Raw genomic sequence first — 16947 nt, 5'->3', positions numbered from 1 at the left:
CCGGCACACCTGGGACGATCCGGAACCGAGTCCCGGTGGCCGAATCCGAGCACCAAGCAGGGTGGACCCCATTGGCACCGAGTCACGGGGGTCAGTTCTCCAGCTGGATCCGTGCCAGTTCCACCACCTTGCGCAGCTCTTTCTCCACCTGTTCCCGGGACCGGCCGTCCCGCACCACCAGACGCGCGGAGAAGGGGTTGCCGCCGATGGTCCGCGTGAGTTCGTAACACGTCGCGTCCCCGTCGGCCCACCAGGTGAGTCCGTCCGCCGCTCCCGAAGGGGGCGATGCGGCCACCACCTCGGGCTCGTCACCCTGGAGCACACGCTGGATGGAGCCGCGATCCCAGCCGAGGGCGTCTTCCAGGTTGCGAGCGGTGAGGTCCCGGGGCACGCTGCGCCCTCGCCTGATGTCGCGCAGCGCCTGCCCGGAAAGGCCCGTCCTGTCAGCGAGGTCGCGCCATCGCATACCCAGGGCCAGCCGCCGCTCGTCCATGGCACGGTCGAGAAGGTCGTAGTGAAGATCGGTGAGTGGGGTTTCCTTCGACATACCCCAACCATAAGCGAAACTTGGCCCAATTGATGCATAGTTTGGCAAAATTACCCCATTGAGGACCCCCGAAAAAGGCCGGAAAACATCAACCAAATTCCGATGGCTAGGGAAGATCGAAGAACCACCGATCGACCCCAATGACTACAACTTTGCCAAAGTTTGCGTTCTATGACTTCGAACACTCGCCCCGCTTGACCGCCCCCGCCCTGAACCCGTCGAGCCACCCGCGAAGGGCGACCAGCCGCTCCTCGCCCAACAGGAGTCGGGCGTCGGCCATCACCTCGTCTACGGGCGCCCCCTCACGAACGAGAACGACCAGCCCGGCAACCCCGGCCACAGTGGCCACCGCCCCCGGCAGCTCCTCAGGAGCACAGGCCTGGAAGACCACCTGGCCCCCATTAGTCACGCCCCGGCCCACAGCCATCAGAATTCGTACCTCGCTCCACGACTCTCACACCAAACGTCCACAGATGATCATCGAACACGAGCAGATCGCAAGAGGCCGAGGGAAAACAGCGGCTTCTTCGAACTCACGTTCGATAAGTTTGAAAGATGAAACCCCGTCGCACCTGGGACTTCTTCCCCACGGGTCAAGGTGGCCGGATGCGGCCATCCGACGGGGTAAACCAGCACCCCCCTTGTCCTCGACTGAGGCCGATGACACAATTCGCGCGCCGAAAACGGGTGTGCGCGGAAGTTCTTCCGCGCACACCCGTCCCTGTCAGCCCAACGGGATCCCCCACCCCGTGTGCCCGTCCGCGGTCGTGTACCGGTCCGTGTTGAGCAGCGCGTTCAGCACGCCACGGCTCTCCTGCCCGACGGAACCGTCTATCAACAGGTCGTGGTCTTCCTGAAAGGCCATGACGGCGCCGACCGTCTCATTGCCGTAGTCACCGTCGGCACCGAACTGCGGCAGCTCGTACCCGGCGGCGATGAGGTCCTCCTGGAGCAGGGTCACCTCACGGGCGAACTCCGAACCGTGCCGCAGGATCGCGCTCCCCAACCAGGGCCCGGAGCCCGCCCTGAGCTGGATCATCCACGCCGTGTGCCCCGCGGGCACGGCGACCGCCACCCCCTCGCCCGTGCCCGTGGCCGGGCCCTCGACCTCCAGGTCGGGGGCGGTCAGTTCGGGGTTACGGTGGTTGAGCCGGTAGTCCGTCCCCCCGGAGCGCACCCTGATCTGGGCCCGAACCAGACGGTTCCGGGCCTGAGCTCCCTCCGCCTCCGGCAACTCCTGTCCGCCGAGCCGCAGAGCGCCGGTGTCCCACTCGATGACCGGGGCCGCACCGCTCGCACCCAGCAGGGAGAGCTCGCAGCGACCCCCGGCGGGCACCCACAGGTAGACCGACACCGTGCTCACCCCCGCCGCCGGCAACTCGACCGAGGAGGGACCGGATACGGGCGAGCCCAGGCGGATCGCGGGCCAGGGCTGGTCCGGTCGCTCGTCGTAGGCCACATGACCCTCGACCGACTGCCAGGCGTCCCCGTGGGGGTTGCCTCCCCCCGCGGTGACCAGGTGGCCCGGGGCTCCGCCACAGGTGTTGAAGGCCGAGGTCGGCATCAGAGCACCCGCGCTTCCACCGTGAGCGCACGGGCGCTGGCGTCGCCCTGCACCACACGGGCCTCCAGGTACGCCCCGGCTCCCAGCGTTTCCTCCAACCCCACCACCGGGGACGTGTGTCCGCCACCCGGGATCGTGGCGACACCGACCTGCGTGCCGCTCCGGTCCAGGGCCACCACGATGTCGGCGTTGCCGGTGGTACCCACGGCGGCGTGCAGGGAGACCAGCTCGCGCTCCTCCCCCAGGGTGTTGTAGTGGCGGTGCGGCACGGCCTGCGGCGGGGTGGCGCCCCCGTGCGGCGCCGACCAGGTCCAGGCCGAGTCCCCGGCCTGTCCACGGTCTCCGCGCGGGCCGCGCGGACCGGTCCCGCCGTCGGTACCGTCGCTGCCGGCCGGTCCGGTGATGTCGGCCAGCTCCACCAGGTCAGCCCACTCCTGCCCGGTGTGACGCCACTGGAGGGCGTTCTGGGACAGGCGCAGGTGGACGTCACGGCCGTCGGCGCCGCGCAGCGGACCCATGTCCTGCCAGGCGTCGCCGTTCCAGACGTGCAGGACCCCGTCGACCAGGTAGGCGTCGCCCAGGCGTTCGCCCTCCTCGGGCAGGTCGTCGGTGCTCTCGAGCTCGCCCCGCGCGGACAGGCCGGGGCCGACCGGGCCGCGTTCCCCGGTCTCGCCCCGGGGGCCGCGTTCGCCCTCGGGGCCCTGCTCGCCCTCCGGCCCCGGCTCACCCTGGTGTCCCCGTTCGCCGGGCGGCCCCTCGGGAACGTACACGTGGCCGGTCTCCCCGTTCACGCTGAGGACGTAGGGCTCGGGTGGATCGGGGTGTTCGGGACCGGGCGGGACCACCGCCGACAGGTCCACCTCCTCCGCGTCGTGCGGAACCACGAGGGAGAACTCGTAGGGCTCCAGCCCGGGGATCTCCACCACCACGTCGTAGTGGAAGGGGGTGCCGACCAGGCCGGGGTCGTCGGTGGCCGGTAGTTCGAGGTCCACCTCGCCCTGACCGTTGATGGGTTCGACCAGGTCGACACCCATGATGATCAGGTCGTGTTCGGGGGAGATGAGCCATTCGACGCTGGGCCGGAAGGTCACCATGCCCTGGGCGTGCTCGCCGCGGAGCAGCGCCCAGCGGCCGCGGACACGGACCCGGTGGAAGTCGTCGGGCAGGTTGGACAGGGGGACAGGCAAGGTCGGCTCCTTCGGAGAGAAGAGAAAACGGGTCGGACGGCGGCCGGGTCCCGGCCGCGGTGCGGACGGGACCCGGAGAGGTCAACCGATCAGGGCGGTGAGGACCGCGCCCAAGGCGGCCAGGGCGGCGCTTATCCCGGTGATCGGGAGTGCGTAGCGCCAGCGCTCCAGGGCGGTGAGCCGGTGTCTGAACTCGGCGTGTTCCCGCTCCAGAGCCGTCAGCCGGGTCAGGGCGTTGCGTACGTCGGCCTGGGTCTCGCGGGTCGCGTCGTAGACGTCACGCGCGGTGACCACGGAGGAGAAGGGGTTGTGCTCGGGTGCGGGGGACGTCAAGCGCTCCCCCGGGGTTCCATCGGTGGAACGAGCTGGTCCCTGAACTCCGCGCGGAGTTCGGCGATCAGGGGTTCGTTCCGGAGCCGGGTCAGGACCTCCTGATGGGACGCGGTCTCCTCAGCGGACGGGGAGGCCGTGCCGGATCGGCTCACCGCCGAGATGCCGCTCACGGTGGCGGCCGCGGACCGGCCCGCTCCCGGTTCGGGGGCACCCAGCTGCGTGCGCGCCCTGCGGCGGGCCTCATCCAGCGCCGCGGCCAGAGGGGACTCCGCGGCGGCACCGGACCCGGCGGAGAACTGCCCGTCAGCGCTCGGGCCAGCGGAGAGCGCCCCCGTCCGGCCCGGACCGCCCTGCGCGGCGGCGGATTCGGGCTCCTCGACGTCGCGGTAGCCCCGTTCCCGTCTCAGATACGGCAGATAGGTCTCGTAGACCTGGTCGTAGGGGTGCGAGTCGTCGTCCTCGACCTGATCCATTTCGGCCAGGCAGGCGGCCAGACCGTCGGCCGGGTCGGTGTAGCCCAGGAGCTCCAGCCGTGTCGCCACCGCCTCCAGCGGCACCGACCTGATCCGCTCCCCCTCGACGATGTCCACCCGGTCGTCGTCCCGGTAATACATGCGCACAGCCGTCATTCGCCGTGCCCTCCTTCCTTGAGAACAGCCCACAGGTAGTAGTGCTGAGCTCCCGACGGGCGTTTTTCGATCCTGAATCCGGTTGAGTTCGCCCCGCTGACGGAGACGGACATGCCTTCGGGGTTGCCGGAGCGGAGCTGGACGAAGGGGATGGCGGACCGGCCCGAGGGGATCGGCGTCCCCCAGGACCACTGCCACCACGTCCAGCTCTCCCCCTGGGGGTTGAAGCCACGGGCCATGAAGGTGTTGGTGCCGCCGAACATCCCGCTGGGCAGGGCACCTCGGAACCTCAGCGTCCGACCCGCCTTGTGCATCCCCACCTGGCTGTTGGGTCCGTGGTTCTGGATCAGCTTGAAATCGCCGCCGTGCTCCAGGACCAGGTCGGCGCGGCCGGTGCTGTTGACCGTCGTCTCACGGCCGCTCACCACCAGGGAACCTGTGGGGAACCCGTCCGACTGCTGGCCCATGGCGAAGACGTTCGGCTGCGCCTGGCTGCTGTCGCCCGTGTGCAGTTCCATCCGCGGACGGCCCCGGAGGTTGCCGTCGATCCACACCCGGTTCCCGCTGCTGGCGGTCTGGAACCGACCCGTGGCCAGGACGCTGCCCGTCGCCGTTCTGGCGTTGAACGTCAGCTGGTTGTTCTGGTTCCAGAAGCGGATCCCGTTGCCGTCCGCCTGCCAGCGGGGGCCCGGCCCGGCCGAGGACCGCACCACGGCACCGGTGATCGTCTTGCCGTTGATCGCGTCGGCGGTGATGTGCCTGCTCTCGACGGCCCCGGCCCGGATGTGCCCGGCCTCGACCGCGCCGGCGTCGATCTTGTCCGCCGTCACCGCGTTGGCCTGGATGTGGGCGGCCTTGACGGTGCCCGGGTGGAGGTCGACGTCGACCAGGGGTTCGGTCCGGGTGACCTCCTCCGCGCTCGGGTCGGACTCGTTGCCCGAGCGGTCGACGGCGGTGAGGCGGAACCAGCGGGGCGTGTTGTAGGGCTGTCCGGCCACGGTGATCGTGGTGGGCCCCTCCAGGAGCGCGATCGGCTCCCAGGTGTCCGTGGCGGGGACGCGCGCCTCACGCAGGACGACCCCGGTGCCCTCGACGGCGAAGCGGGTGCCGAACCGCTGTCCCCAGGTGAGCGGGGCATCGTGGACGAGGGTCCCGTCCAGCCACGCCCGGACCCGGGTGCCCTGGGTCTGGATCCGTACGACGACGTTCTGCCCCAGGGGTACCTCGTAGAGGTCGACCGGGACCTCGGGGGTGTAGTGGCTCCCCCGTTCCGGGGCCTGGCCCGCACGCGGTGCCAGCCACAGGGTGCCCCGGTCCTCGTCGACCCGGCGCGCCACCAGCTCCAGCGTCTGGTCGAGGCCGCCCAGGTCGCGGACCAGGGTGGCCGATCCGTTCAGGGCGAGCCCCTCGTCCGTGACCGCGAGGGTGCCGTGTTCGACCGTCCACGGCTCCCGGGGCGGCCCGTGGTAGTCGAACCGGTGCTCCCAGCCCTGGTCGCCGCGCATCCACAGGCGGGCGTGCCGGAAGTCGGCAGGCATGGGTTCTCCCCCGGCTCCGGCGCCGTCCCACTCTGCGCTGATCACCCCCAGGCGGGTGGACAGCAGCGGGGCGGAGGGCACCGGCGGCGCCTCCGTGTCACTGGCCAGCGTCACCACCTCCTGCGGTCCGAACGGTCCGGCCAGCCCGTTGCGGGAGGACACCGCCCGGACCTTGAAGGCCCATTCCTGGCCGACCGGCAGGGGTGAGAGGCCGATCGCGGTGTCGGGGTGGTCCACCGACACCAGGCGGCGCCACACCTCGCCGGTGGCGTTGCGACGCCCGTACACCTGGTAGGCGCCCATGTCGATGGCACCGCCGTCTGTGGCGGTGTCCACCGGCGACCAGGTGAGCCCGGCGTACCCCTGGGCCGCGCCGTCGGCGTCCAGGTAGGCGTCGCTGTGCACGGCCAACCCCTGGGGAGCAACGGGGCGCCGGGTGTCCGGGCCCTCCGGAGCGGGCTGCGCCCCGCTGCCGCCGTTGCCCACGCTGCCGCCGGTCAGGGCGGTGGTGCGCCTGGCACGGCGGATCTCGGCCTCCAGAAAGCGGTCGTTGAGGACCAGGTTTCCGGTGACCGCCCCGTCCTGGTCGCGGGACAGGGTGATCTGGCGCAACCGCAGCGACGCCATGTGCCCCTCCCCGTCCGGGGCCAGGATCAGGTCGCCGGGGCGGTAGTCCCGCCAGGGCAGCCAGCGTGCGACCCGCGGCATCAGCCCCCGGGTGATCTGGACCCGTTCCCGGGCCCCGCGCTGGAGGGCGGCTCCGGCGAGCAGCCGTGCCGTGCCCTCGTCGCTGACCCCGCCCTGGGTGAGGTAGTCCTCCCAGCGCCCCCAGGGCATCTGCGCCCCGGGGTTGTCCACCTCCAGCCGGAAGCCCTCGTCCCCCGCCACGAACAGGTGGGAGACCAGGTCCTCCAGGCTGGCGTCGGTGGGGGCCTCGGTGATGTCGCGGCCCAGCCTGAGGTCGACCGGGGCCGGCCCCGAGGCCAGGTCGCGGGCCATCACGGTGTCGGGGGCGAACACCCGCAGCGTCCGCCCCTCGAACCGCCAGTCGCACACCCCCTGTTCGGCCATGCCCTCCAGGACGGAGAGCAGGTCGGTGCCGAGTTCGTAGTCGAGGGTCAGGGCGGTGTCCCACTCCCGGCCCGCGGAGTCCACTTGGGTGTCGAAGTCGGCCTCCAGGCCGGGCAGGGCGCCCCGGGAGCGCCCCTCGTTGATCCAGGTGCGCAGGACCGTGCCGACCGTGGCGCCCGCGAAGGCGCGCTTGCCTTCCTCGGTCTCCGTGCCGGTGGCGGACGGGTAGAGGCGGAGCTTACGCAGCTGCCACCCGTAACCGGGCATCTGGTAGGAGCGGTTACCGGTCGGGTCTGTCAGGTCCCCGGAGCGCTTGACCCGCAGGAACCGGGAGTCGGGCCCCTCGGTCCACTCCCCGGTGTCGGGATCGTAGGTCTGGACGGCCACCTCGCAGGGCCGCTCCAGGTGAGAGGCGCCCGGGGCGTGGGCGGAGTAGTCCACGCGCAGGGACGGCAGGTCGTTGTAGGGCTGACCCACCTCGACACTGTTCGGATACGGCAGCGGCCCCAGCTCCTCCCCGTTGGGAGCCAGGGCCACCAGGCGGATATCGAAACCGTTCACAGGAATGACCTCCTCGCGCTGATCCGGATCTCGGTCGCCTCACCAGCGGACACCGCGCCCGCGCGGACCCTGACGTGCCGCTGGTGCGGGTTTGCACGCACCGGCGCCGGGGTGAGGTGGAGCCATCGGGAGGCCGAGCCCGGTCCGATCCCGCTGACCAGGCCGGTGACGTCCTCGTGCTCCCCGGGGGAGTCCAGCGGGAAGCGGTGGGCGCGCATGGCCGCGCAGTCCACCGCCAGCCCCTGGTTCGGGCTGAGCGACCCGGCCCAGGTGAAGCCGCCGCCGGTGGCGACGTCCACGACCGCGGGGTGGTCGGCCCGGCCGCGGATCTCGACCCGCGCGTCGGTGACCGGCGCGGTCGAGCCGGAGAGCCAGCTGACCACGGTCCCCTCCTCGGGCGGGTCGGTGAGCAGGCGGGCCTGCCAGGTGGACAGGTCCGTCCCCCGCCAGTACACGCCCGGGATCCGGACGAGCACGGTCAGGCGGGCACGGGCCGAGGCCACGTCGACCTCGGGTTCGGCCGAGGAGATCACCTCGGCGTCCGCACGGCGGGTGGTGCGCGCGTCGACGTGGTAGCGCAGGTCCAGGAGGCGGTGCCGGGTTCCGAAGAGCCCGGCCAGGGCCTCCAGGTTGCGTTCGAGCCCGGGGAAACCGCCCCGGCGCCCCTGGTTGTCGCGGTCAGTGACGTTGAGGGTCAGACCGAGGCTGGTGGCCTCGTGGTCCAGGCCCAGGACGGGTACGTCCCCGGCCCGGCCGGGCAGCCGGACCTCGACGGACCGGACCGCGGGCAGGGGTCGCAGCTGGGTTCCGGGGGCCAGGTGCCACCCCGGGGAGTCCAGGGCGACCCCGTCCACTGAATAGGTGGGGAAGGGCATGGTCACACCACTCCGATCGCGGCGGCGTACTGGAGGGAACGGTTGACGGTGGCCGAGGTCGGCTCGGCCTGGGGGTAGTGGTTGACGACCTGGATGGTGGGCTGGGCCGCGGCGGCCCCGCCCGTGCTCGCGGCGTGCCGTCGCACTTCCAGGGAGGCGGGCACCCTGGCGTGGATGGTGTCGGCGAGGCCGAGCGCCGCGCGGTCCACCGCACGGGTCTCCCTGGCCAGACCGTCGGCGAGGTAGCGGGCGATGTTACGACCGCCCCGGTGCGGGGGGTAGCGGCGCAGGGGGCCGTCCTTGGCCGGGCTGAACGGGAGCTTGTCCCGAATGGTCTGCGCGATGTTGGACATGGTGTTGCTGACAGCGGAGATCATGGACTTGAGGCCGTCGATCAGGCCCCGGATCACGTTCTTACCCGCGTTGAAGAGCTTGCTCTTGAGCCCGTTGACCAGGTTGAGCACGACGGTCACCGCTCTGGACACCGGTCCGCGGACCGCGTTCCAGATGCTGTTCCAGATGCCCATGAGGGTGGCCCCCAGGCCTCGGAAAACACCGACGATCGCCTGCCAGAAACCCTGGACGAGGCCGAGGAGGGCGGTACCGGCACCGGAGAAGATCTGTTTGACACCCTCCCAAGCCCGGGACCAGTCACCCGTCAGGACACCCGCGAAGACGTTGATGATCCCCTGGATGACCCCGAGGGCTCCCTCGATGATGCCCTGGATCATGGTCCAGACCCCGCTGAGGACACCAACGAGGGCCGTCCAGACCCCGGACCAGAGGGCGGAGACGAACCCGAGGTACATCTGGACGGTGGCCATGATCCCGTCGCCGTGCTCGCTCCACAGCGCGCCGATGATGTCCAGGACCCCCTGGAAGATGTCGGCGAGCTGGGTCATGCGCTCACCGATCCAGTCGGTGATCTCGGTGATCTTCTCCGCGAAGGCGCCGCCTTCCTCTCCCATTCCCGCGAAGAACTCCTTGACCGCCTCGACCACGGGCTCAGCCGCTTCCAGAAGGCGGTTCCAGCCCTCCACCAGGAGCGGCCAGACCGTCTCCTGGAAGAAAGAGACCACGGGTTCGACCGCGCTCATGAGCCCTTCCCAGACCGCGTCCACGACGTTCCGGAAACCCTCGAAGTTGTTGTACGCGTAGATCAGGCCCGCCACCAGAGCGGCGACACCGGCGATCAGCATGCCGATGGGGTGTCCCAGGAACGAGGCCCGGAGCAGGTTGTTGGCGACCGTCATGAGCTGGATCGCCCCGGTCGCCAGCCCCAGGCCGACCACGAAAGTACCGATGGCCGCGGCGAACAGGGCCACGATCTCCTTGTTGTCCCTCAGGAAGGCGGTGAAGTTCTCGAAGTGGGGCGCCAACGCGGCGAGTGCCTCCCGGGCCGCTCCCAGGGCGGTGCCCAGGGCCGAGCCGATCTGCTGCGCGAGCGGACCGAAGATGGCCCCGAGGTTGCTCATGGCCGGTCCGAACAGCGCGGACATCTCGGCCATGAAGTCGGGGAGCCGTTGCAGCTTCTCGATCACCCAGTCGACCCCGCTGCTGATCGGCCCCTGGAGGGGCGCGAAGAGCGTGCCGAGGGCGGCGAGGGCCGCGTCCTTGAGCTTGCGGAAGGAGCCGCCCACCGTGTTGTTGAGGTCGTCCATGGACCCGGCCAGGGAATCGGACCCCTCGGAAAGGCCTTGCACCAGCATTTCCATGGCCCTCTCAGAGTCGAGCGCGCCATTCGAAATACGCTGTGACATCTCTGCGGCGGACTCCCCGGACTGTTTGGCGAGGATGTCCAAAGCGTTGATCCCGAGTTTGCTCAGGGACTCCAGGTGTGCCTCGGAGACGGTGCCCGCCCGGGACATCTCCAGGAAGGCGTTGCCGACCTCGTCGAACCCGGCGGCGGTGGTCTTTCCGGTGTGCGCGGCGACGTTACCGATCGTCTCCAGGATCGGGATCAGCCGTTGACCGCTGACCCCGGCCTCCAGGAGCCGGGCACCGAAGTTACCCACCGTGGCCTGGTCGAAGCTGAACCGGGAGGCGCTCTGGGCGAGGTCGGAGATGACCTTGGCGGCCTGCTGCCCGCTCCCGGTGATGCGTTCGAGCCGGGAGGAGAGCATGTCCATGCTGTCCAGCCGGGCGAAACCGGCGGCGATGCCCTTGCCGATGTTCTCCAACTTGAGGTCGGGAACCAGCTTGGTGAGCCCCTTGAACGCCTGGGCGAAGACGTTGGTGATGCCCTTGGAGGCATTCGCGGCGCTCTGCCACATCTGGTTGAAACCGTTGGTGGCGACGGTTTTCAGGAAGTTGAAGGCGTTGGCGGCCGCGGCCCTGACCCCGCCGAAGGCGTTGGCGGCCGCGGAGGCCCCCGTACGCAGGCCGTTCCACAGGCTGCTGACCGCGCCTCTGAACCCACCGATGTCCTTCCAGGCCTGACCGATGTTCGTGCGCAGGCTCGTCAGCGCGGCCACCCCGGCGGAGAACCCGTCCTTCATCCTCTGGCCGAGCGCGCTCATGACCCCGGTGAAACCGCCCGCGTCGGTCCAGGCCTGCTTGAGGCTCGAGGTGAAGGCTTTCACCGAAGCGACGCCATCCTGGAACGCTTTGCTGATGGTGCCCGGGAGCTCCTGCCCCCACTTGCGCACGGACCGCAAGCCGTCCCCCATGGCCTCCGCCACGCTGTAGCTGAAGTTGATCGCCCTCACCTGCGCTGCCAAGAACCCGACCTGGAGTGGTCGCAACGCGAGACCGCCCAACTTGGCCACGGCTCTCAGCCGGGGCAGAAGGCCGTCATAGGTCTGCCAGACCACCAGGCCGGCGATGGACAGAAGACGAGCCCCCTCGGACACATGCTGGAAGGCCTTGTATCCGGCCTTGCCCATACTCAACATCCCGCGCCCAAGCCCGGTACCGATCCGCAAGGCCGTGTTGTCAACCGCCTTTGACAGACCGTCGAGGCCCTTCTCTGCCTCGGTGAGCGACTTACGGACAGCACCGCCGAGCTGGCCCCCCAAACCAGTGACCTGGGTGCCGGAGAATCCCGCGGAGAAGTTGGCGATGGCACGCTCGATGGGTCCCGTGGCATGGGCAAAGTTCTTGGCCATCTCGTGCCCGCTCTTAGTGAAGGCGACCGTCTGCTTGGTGAAGCCCTTGGTCAGTTTCTTCCCGATCGACTCTCCTGCCTTCTCCGCGGGAGCGAGCGCTTTCTTCAATTGTTTTTCGATTTCCGAACCGACCTTGCTCAAGTCGGTGATGAGCACGACGGCTATCTTTTTCTCCGTCATTATCCTTCTTCCTTGTGTTCGCACAGCTGAAAAGCAAACGACACCGGTTGGCCCGAACCAGGGCAGACAGATCGAATCTTGATAAGGTGGGCACGCATATAGAGCGGCTGGCCCAGCAGCCGTCACCCTCTCGATGGAAAGCCCCCACATGAACCCACCGAACAGACCCGGCTTCTCCCTGAACAGCCTCAGCACGAAAGCCAAAGTCGGGATCGGCTGCGGAGGCTTCTTCGCGCTGATGTTCATCACGGCGAGCTGCGCAGCGGTCGTCGACACCCTGGTCAACGGGGCTCCGGAGGAGGAGCCCCCCGTGGCGGAGGCCAGCCAGAGCCCCGAGCCCGAGCCGGAGGCACCCGCCGAGGAAGAGACGGAGGAGGCCCCGGAACCCGAAACCTCCCTCGTCGAGGACGTCGAGACGCAGGCCGTTACAACCCTGGGCCCCGGGGCAGACGGAGAGCGCGAGCCTCGGGAGTGGTGGGACCTGATCACCGGATGGGAGGAGGGGGAACCCGGCGAGATCCTGGTCAACACCTCGCTCCCGGACAACAGCCCGTACGTCAACGGGGAGGACGGGCAGACCTCCTACGATGTGGCCTACGAGATCTGCGCCGCGGTGGCCAACCTCAAGGCCTTCGACCTGGAGGACATCGAGAGAGTCAGTGTTCGGGACGAGTCCGAGGTAGGCATTAGGGGTTGCGAGCCTCTCCTCTGAGAGTTGTTCGCCGGAGGTTCGAACTCGTAGGCACCGGCGACCTGATCGGCTGAGTCGCGGAGAAAAGGGCCCGTTGACCCGAGGGTGAACGGGCCCGATCAATCACTCCTCGCCGTCACCATCACCATCGCCGTTGTCGCTATCGTCCCCGTTGTCATCGCCGCCGGGGTGTACGGCGCCCTTGTAGGTGTAGAAGAGAGTGGACTTACCGTCCTCGTCAGCATCGGTCGGGAAGATCGACACCGTGATCTCACGCTTGGCGATCTCGGTCGCGTTCTCCGTCGACTCACCACGCTCAGCCACCTGCGCGTAGTTCGCCGACACCGTCCGCTTGATCAGATCCCCGGTCCGCGTCTCGAACGCGATCATGAACCGCGCCTGCAGATCCGGCACATGGATCTGCCCCTCGTAACCACCCTCACCGTCGAAGTCCACACCATGACCCGGGTACATCAGGTCGTACACCGTCTTGTTGTCCTCGAACGGCAGGAACTTCCGGGTCACCTTGAAGTTGTTGTGCGTCGAAGCCACCAGCACACCACCCCAGGCGTACAGATCCTCCGACTCAGCCTCCACCGTCTCGGTGAAACCCTCCTCACCATCGAGCAGACCCACCTGCTCCCACTCCGCACCGAACGGACGCCCCTCCTGCGGAATCTCCGAACCCACCGGAGCGATAAACACATCCGCGTACGCCCACACACTCGCGTTAGCCGTGTTACCCATACTGAGAAACCCTTCTCGAAATCGTCTGATTGTTGACAACCCGCGGCCATCCGGCCGCGGGGGTTCTGGGGACCGGGCGGCTCAGCCAGCCCCGGTCGGGCGCTGGGTGACCAGCACCGCGAAGGAGGAGTGAGGCTCGGGGATCTCCGGATCGAACCCGGGAACGACCCCCTCCACCTGACGGACCGAGACGATCTCGGCGTCGCCGACGTGCTCCAGGAGCGCGGCGTGGGCCAGGTGGGCCAGGGCCTTGGTGTCGTCCCGGTCATCGGCCCAGGCGAAGACGCGCAGCAGTGACTGCTGCGTGATCGGGTAGTTCCCGCCCGACTCCTCACAGCGCACGGTCAGGGTCGGGTCGTCGCCCGCCTCCCGGTCCGGCAGGGAATCGGTGAACACGGGGGTTCCCGCCCACTCGGCGGGGAAGTCGGGCACCCTGGACCGCAGGTAGTCGGCGACCAGGTCCTCCACGTCGGGAAAGAGCACGGAAAGCACGGTTTCTCCTCTCAGGTGACGGGGGCCGTCCAGGCCCCCGCCCAGGTCTGGGGGCCGACCCGGCCGTCCACCGAGAACCCCTTCTCGGTCTGGAACTGTCGGCAGACGCGTGCGGAAGCGGGCCCGTACCAACCGTCCACGGTGATCCGCCACCCGCGCTCACGCATCCGCTGCTGCCAACGACGGCAGGTCTCGGTGTGGCGCACCGGGGGCTGGATCAGGATCGGACCGGGGAAGGCCGGCGCCGACGGGGGCGGGGATGTCTGCGACGCGTCCCCACCGCTGCCGGGGACGGGCATTCCTGCCCGGACCCAGGAGCGCAGGTCCGCGCCCGGACAGGAGGTGCTGTTCCCGGACAGGCCACCGTGCCAACTGCGGGACAGGGTTTTGCCCGCGCGCCGGTTGGCCTCGTCGTACAGTCCGCGGATCGCCGCCTTGGCCGCCGGGGTGGCGTCGCCGTCGCGGCCGATGAAGCACACCCCGATGTGCGAGGTGTTGTGCGGGGCGGCGTGCGCGCCCACGGCGAGCCAGCCGCGGCCCTCGTAGACGTTGCCCTGGCGGTCGACCAGGAAGTTGTAGCCCACGTCCGCCCAGCCCTGGCCGTCCATGTGGAAGTTCTGGATCTGGCGCGGGGTCTGGGTGGGCGGGCCCGCGGAGTAGTGGACGGTGAACCCACTTCGGGCCGCCCATGTGGTGGAGGTCCGGCTTCGAGGGGCACGGGCGCCCCACGCAGACCGGCTGACAAGACGTGACATTTCGGGCACTCCTCTGGAGCGGGGCGCCCCGGGGGCGCACCGCACGGAAATCAGGAAGGAAGAAGAAGAGAAGCCTGGGCCGCGGCCCGGCTGAGACGTGGCGGAGGGGTCCGCCAACGAAAAAACCCGGCACTGGGCCGGGTTGAGAACATAGCTGTGTCGCTGCGGAAGATGGTGCCACAGGCTCAGGCGCCCGCACAAGCCCCGCGGCGAAGGAAATCCTGGCGGACGCCCTCGCGCCAGGTCACGGTGGGATGTCAGCCGATCCCTGAAGGGCTGAAGCGGGAGTTACGACCCCGGGGGAGGGTCTGTTCGGTTGCGCCGTCATCTCCCCCGGGTCGGAGAGTTCGATGCCGATGAGCTCGGTGTCAGAACGCCCGGCCCTGAAAACCGGGGGCCGCTGTGTCGACGGCGGGCGGTAGCCCCACCCCGAAGGCGCCGTCATCGTCGTAGTAGAGCTCTTCTCCCTCTTCGTAGGGTGTTTCCCAGTCCCCGTCGTCTCCGTCCAGCATCTGCCGCACCTCTCTTGGCGCCTCCTTGACGCCCCCATGAATGACGGATACGGCGCCTGGAAGGTTGACCCGCATGGGTCACGAATGAGTGTTCTATGCATATCGGCGGCGTGTATCCCGCCTCACGGGGATTTGGCACGAAGTATTTGGCGCCCTCCCCACGACCACCCTGATCTGCGCGGACGCGGATCAGGAGCCGCCCCGGACCCCCTGTTTCGGCACGAGACCCACCGAGAGGGGTTGCGCTCCGCCCGGGCGCACGCTAATTTTCTGTTGACTCGAAAGAGCTGCCACCGCATCCCGGTGGCTTTTTTTGTGCCCGCGGAACGGGCCCCACCGCCCCCGCCCCATCCCCCTCCCACAAGGCGTGCCTCCGGCACGCCTTTTCTCATGCACAGGAAAGGTCGGCCATGACCGGATACCAGGAGTTCCCGGAGATCATCGACGCCCTCGTGACCACACTGACCGAAGCCGACGAGCTCTCCGGGGTGACCGTCGTGGACGGGCCACTCGAGGAGCCCGGGCACGACAGCATCGCGGTCGGTGCCGCGGCGGACCCGGAGGAACCGGGCCTGGAGATCGTGAGCGAGACGGCGGACCTCGCCGGTCAGCGGGACCGGCGGACCGCGACCGTCCGGCTGCTGCTCACCGCGGACGGCGGCGAACTGGCCCAGGCCCGGCGCAGACTCTACGAACTGGTCGACGGCGCGGACGCCGCGGTGCGCCGCACCCCCGACCTGGGCGGTGCGGTGGCCCGGGCCCGCCTGACGGAACTGGCGGTCTGGCAGGGCCGGCACGGCACCGGCTTCCGGGTCGGGGCCGAGGCCGACGTCGAGGTCGACACCTGGGCGAACCGCCTGCGCAGCGCCTGACACGGCTCCCACCCCCGTGAACCGCGCGTGGGTGCCGTGCGCGCCCCACGCGTGACTCAGGGGGGTCGAACCGTGACCCCCGGCAACAAACAGTTCCAGGAGGAACACATGCCCCTGAAGACGGTGACCATGCACCACCCCGAGGTCGAGCGCCCCGCCGATGTCCCGGAGTCCGCGGTCCACATCCACCGCCGGTCCGGTTGGGTGACCGAGGCCGAACTCGCCGCCCCCGCGACCGCCCGCAAGGCCCCCGCCGCGAAGACCGCCAAGAAGAAGGAAGGCAAGTAATGCCCGCGACCCCGATGAGCCCGTCCACCCGTTTCTTCAACGCCGCGATCACCCGCGTGGTGTTCGTCCCGGAGATCTCCGACAAGTTCGCTCCGACCCGCTCCGAGCTGGACGCGGGCGTCGACGTCTCCGCCGACATCGCCGAGCTCACCGGCTGGCAGGTCACCTCCGAGCAGGTGCAGACCCCGGACCTGGCCACCCGGTTCACCTCCAGCATCCCGGGCCGGAGCACCGCCGAGGAGTCCTCGATCACCTTCTACGCCGACCGCGAGGGCGAGGACATCCGCGAACTACTGCCCCGTGACACCCAGGGCTACGTGGTGATCATGGACCACGGCGACCAGTCCGGACTCCCCGCCGACGTCTACCCGGTCCGGGTGGCCTCCGTCGGCAAGATGCGCAGCGTCGGCGAGGAGGCGGCCCGCCTCGAGGTGCAGTTCTCGATCCTCTCCGAGCCCGCAGAGAACATCACCCTGCCCGCCAGCGGTGGCGGGGAGGGGAACTGATGGGGCTCCGTGACCGGCTCCGCTCCCGCCAGCGGCCGCACGCCGTCTACCGGCTGAGGGTGGACGACACCACCGAGGCCGAGCGCGAACTGCGCGAGGCGAGGGAGGCGCACCGCAGGGCGGCCAAGAACGACACCGACCCCGCCCCCGCACAGGAGCGGATCGACCGGGCCGAGGAGGCCCTGAACCGGTGTTACGAGGAGATCGTCTTCCGGGCCATCCCGCCCAGCGACCTGGAGGCGCTGATCGCCGCCCACCCTCCCACCGAGGGTGACAAGGACTCGGCGTGGAACCCGGAGACCTTCCCGCTGGCGCTGTTCACCGCCAGTGCCGAGGCCGAGGACATGGACGAGGACGACTGGAAACAGCTCCTGGAGCACGACGTCTCCCACGGCGAGAAGCTGGAGATGATGCTGCTCGCCCAGTCCGTGAACGTGCGCGCGCCCTCCAGCCACATCCCAAAAGGCTAGACGCCGACCCCGACCTGGCGAT

General features: G+C 69.4%; 18 protein-coding genes. 5 read left to right on the top strand and 13 right to left on the bottom strand.

All coding sequences use genetic code 11. The features are described from left to right. Positions 1 to 91 precede the first annotated feature (91 nt). The 9 genes from NE857_RS05680 to NE857_RS05640 all read right to left on the bottom strand — a co-directional run bounded on the left by NE857_RS05680 (position 92) and on the right by NE857_RS05640 (position 11592). A complete protein-coding gene (locus NE857_RS05680; protein WP_017583102.1) occupies positions 92 to 547 on the bottom strand; it encodes a helix-turn-helix domain-containing protein in 456 nt (151 codons plus the stop codon). Between the two features lie 169 nt (positions 548 to 716). Further along, on the bottom strand, positions 717 to 956 hold the full coding sequence (locus NE857_RS05675; protein WP_254420077.1) for a hypothetical protein: 240 nt from the start codon (positions 954 to 956) through the stop codon (positions 717 to 719). Between the two features lie 315 nt (positions 957 to 1271). After that, the gene (locus tag NE857_RS05670; protein ID WP_254420076.1) at positions 1272 to 2111 is read right to left on the bottom strand and encodes a peptidoglycan-binding domain-containing protein; all 840 of its coding nucleotides are present in this window, start codon (positions 2109 to 2111) and stop codon (positions 1272 to 1274) included. After that, entirely contained in the window at positions 2111 to 3298 is a 1188-nt protein-coding gene (locus tag NE857_RS05665; protein WP_254420075.1) for a collagen-like triple helix repeat-containing protein, read from the bottom strand. The genes NE857_RS05670 and NE857_RS05665 overlap by 1 nt, the downstream gene beginning before the upstream one ends. Before the next feature lie 81 nt (positions 3299 to 3379). Beyond that, positions 3380 to 3631, bottom strand: coding sequence for a hypothetical protein (locus tag NE857_RS05660; protein ID WP_017583105.1), 252 nt, complete (start codon positions 3629 to 3631; stop codon positions 3380 to 3382). Continuing rightward, positions 3628 to 4260 (bottom strand): hypothetical protein, encoded by a 633-nt coding sequence (locus tag NE857_RS05655; RefSeq protein ID WP_254420074.1) that lies wholly within the window; start codon positions 4258 to 4260, stop codon positions 3628 to 3630. The genes NE857_RS05660 and NE857_RS05655 overlap by 4 nt, the downstream gene beginning before the upstream one ends. Then, positions 4257 to 7430, bottom strand: coding sequence for a hypothetical protein (locus NE857_RS05650; RefSeq protein WP_254420073.1), 3174 nt, complete (start codon positions 7428 to 7430; stop codon positions 4257 to 4259). The genes NE857_RS05655 and NE857_RS05650 overlap by 4 nt, the downstream gene beginning before the upstream one ends. Beyond that, the gene (locus NE857_RS05645; protein ID WP_254420072.1) at positions 7427 to 8305 is read right to left on the bottom strand and encodes a hypothetical protein; all 879 of its coding nucleotides are present in this window, start codon (positions 8303 to 8305) and stop codon (positions 7427 to 7429) included. The genes NE857_RS05650 and NE857_RS05645 overlap by 4 nt, the downstream gene beginning before the upstream one ends. Positions 8306 to 8307: 2 nt before the next feature. Further along, positions 8308 to 11592, bottom strand: a complete 3285-nt coding sequence (locus NE857_RS05640; protein WP_254420071.1) for a phage tail protein — start codon at positions 11590 to 11592, stop codon at positions 8308 to 8310. 148 nt (positions 11593 to 11740) lie between these two features. On the opposite strand from NE857_RS05640, the gene NE857_RS05635 reads away from it, so the two are divergent. Then, entirely contained in the window at positions 11741 to 12304 is a 564-nt protein-coding gene (locus NE857_RS05635) for a hypothetical protein (protein WP_254420070.1), read from the top strand. A 102-nt stretch (positions 12305 to 12406) separates the two neighbouring features. Here NE857_RS05635 and NE857_RS05630 read toward each other — a convergent pair whose 3' ends face one another. The 4 genes from NE857_RS05630 to NE857_RS05615 all read right to left on the bottom strand — a co-directional run bounded on the left by NE857_RS05630 (position 12407) and on the right by NE857_RS05615 (position 14789). Beyond that, positions 12407 to 13030 carry a hypothetical protein gene (locus NE857_RS05630; protein WP_254420069.1) on the bottom strand — a complete coding sequence of 208 codons (624 nt, stop codon included), beginning with the start codon at positions 13028 to 13030 and terminating at the stop codon, positions 12407 to 12409. A gap of 81 nt (positions 13031 to 13111) precedes the next feature. After that, complete coding sequence (locus tag NE857_RS05625; protein WP_254420068.1) at positions 13112 to 13522, bottom strand: hypothetical protein; 411 nt, start codon at positions 13520 to 13522, stop codon at positions 13112 to 13114. Between the two features lie 11 nt (positions 13523 to 13533). Further along, positions 13534 to 14277 carry a peptidoglycan recognition protein family protein gene (locus NE857_RS05620; protein WP_254420067.1) on the bottom strand — a complete coding sequence of 248 codons (744 nt, stop codon included), beginning with the start codon at positions 14275 to 14277 and terminating at the stop codon, positions 13534 to 13536. Positions 14278 to 14645: 368 nt separating this feature from the next. Next, positions 14646 to 14789, bottom strand: coding sequence for a hypothetical protein (locus NE857_RS05615; protein ID WP_169542754.1), 144 nt, complete (start codon positions 14787 to 14789; stop codon positions 14646 to 14648). Positions 14790 to 15199: 410 nt separating this feature from the next. Between NE857_RS05615 and NE857_RS05610 the strand changes: the two genes are divergently transcribed. The 4 genes from NE857_RS05610 (at position 15200) to NE857_RS05595 (ending at position 16925) form a co-directional block, all read left to right on the top strand. Beyond that, positions 15200 to 15661, top strand: a complete 462-nt coding sequence (locus NE857_RS05610) for a hypothetical protein (protein ID WP_254420066.1) — start codon at positions 15200 to 15202, stop codon at positions 15659 to 15661. 108 nt (positions 15662 to 15769) lie between these two features. Beyond that, on the top strand, positions 15770 to 15949 hold the full coding sequence (locus NE857_RS05605; protein WP_254420065.1) for a hypothetical protein: 180 nt from the start codon (positions 15770 to 15772) through the stop codon (positions 15947 to 15949). Then, positions 15949 to 16455 (top strand): phage tail tube protein, encoded by a 507-nt coding sequence (locus tag NE857_RS05600; RefSeq protein ID WP_254420064.1) that lies wholly within the window; start codon positions 15949 to 15951, stop codon positions 16453 to 16455. Before NE857_RS05605 ends, NE857_RS05600 begins: the two co-directional genes overlap by 1 nt. After that, a complete protein-coding gene (locus NE857_RS05595; protein ID WP_017584634.1) occupies positions 16455 to 16925 on the top strand; it encodes a hypothetical protein in 471 nt (156 codons plus the stop codon). Before NE857_RS05600 ends, NE857_RS05595 begins: the two co-directional genes overlap by 1 nt. Positions 16926 to 16947 lie beyond the last annotated feature (22 nt).

The sequence above is a fragment of the Nocardiopsis exhalans genome, assembly GCF_024134545.1.
Taxonomy (GTDB): Bacteria; Actinomycetota; Actinomycetes; order Streptosporangiales; family Streptosporangiaceae; genus Nocardiopsis; species Nocardiopsis exhalans.
This window is presented reverse-complemented; position numbering and strand designations above follow the sequence as displayed.

Bases quoted from the DNA above. Each gene is read 5' to 3' on its own strand.
- NE857_RS05670 (WP_254420076.1), bottom strand. From the start codon at position 2,111: ATGCCGACCTCGGCCTTCAACACCTGTGGCGGAGCCCCGGGCCACCTG.
- NE857_RS05630 (WP_254420069.1), bottom strand. From the start codon at position 13,030: ATGGGTAACACGGCTAACGCGAGTGTGTGGGCGTACGCGGATGTGTTT.
- NE857_RS05615 (WP_169542754.1), bottom strand. From the start codon at position 14,789: ATGCTGGACGGAGACGACGGGGACTGGGAAACACCCTACGAAGAGGGA.
- NE857_RS05600 (WP_254420064.1), top strand. From the start codon at position 15,949: ATGCCCGCGACCCCGATGAGCCCGTCCACCCGTTTCTTCAACGCCGCG.
- NE857_RS05620 (WP_254420067.1), bottom strand. From the start codon at position 14,277: ATGTCACGTCTTGTCAGCCGGTCTGCGTGGGGCGCCCGTGCCCCTCGA.
- NE857_RS05655 (WP_254420074.1), bottom strand. From the start codon at position 4,260: ATGACGGCTGTGCGCATGTATTACCGGGACGACGACCGGGTGGACATC.
- NE857_RS05610 (WP_254420066.1), top strand. From the start codon at position 15,200: ATGACCGGATACCAGGAGTTCCCGGAGATCATCGACGCCCTCGTGACC.
- NE857_RS05645 (WP_254420072.1), bottom strand. From the start codon at position 8,305: ATGCCCTTCCCCACCTATTCAGTGGACGGGGTCGCCCTGGACTCCCCG.
- NE857_RS05605 (WP_254420065.1), top strand. From the start codon at position 15,770: ATGCCCCTGAAGACGGTGACCATGCACCACCCCGAGGTCGAGCGCCCC.
- NE857_RS05595 (WP_017584634.1), top strand. From the start codon at position 16,455: ATGGGGCTCCGTGACCGGCTCCGCTCCCGCCAGCGGCCGCACGCCGTC.
- NE857_RS05635 (WP_254420070.1), top strand. From the start codon at position 11,741: ATGAACCCACCGAACAGACCCGGCTTCTCCCTGAACAGCCTCAGCACG.
- NE857_RS05640 (WP_254420071.1), bottom strand. From the start codon at position 11,592: ATGACGGAGAAAAAGATAGCCGTCGTGCTCATCACCGACTTGAGCAAG.
- NE857_RS05680 (WP_017583102.1), bottom strand. From the start codon at position 547: ATGTCGAAGGAAACCCCACTCACCGATCTTCACTACGACCTTCTCGAC.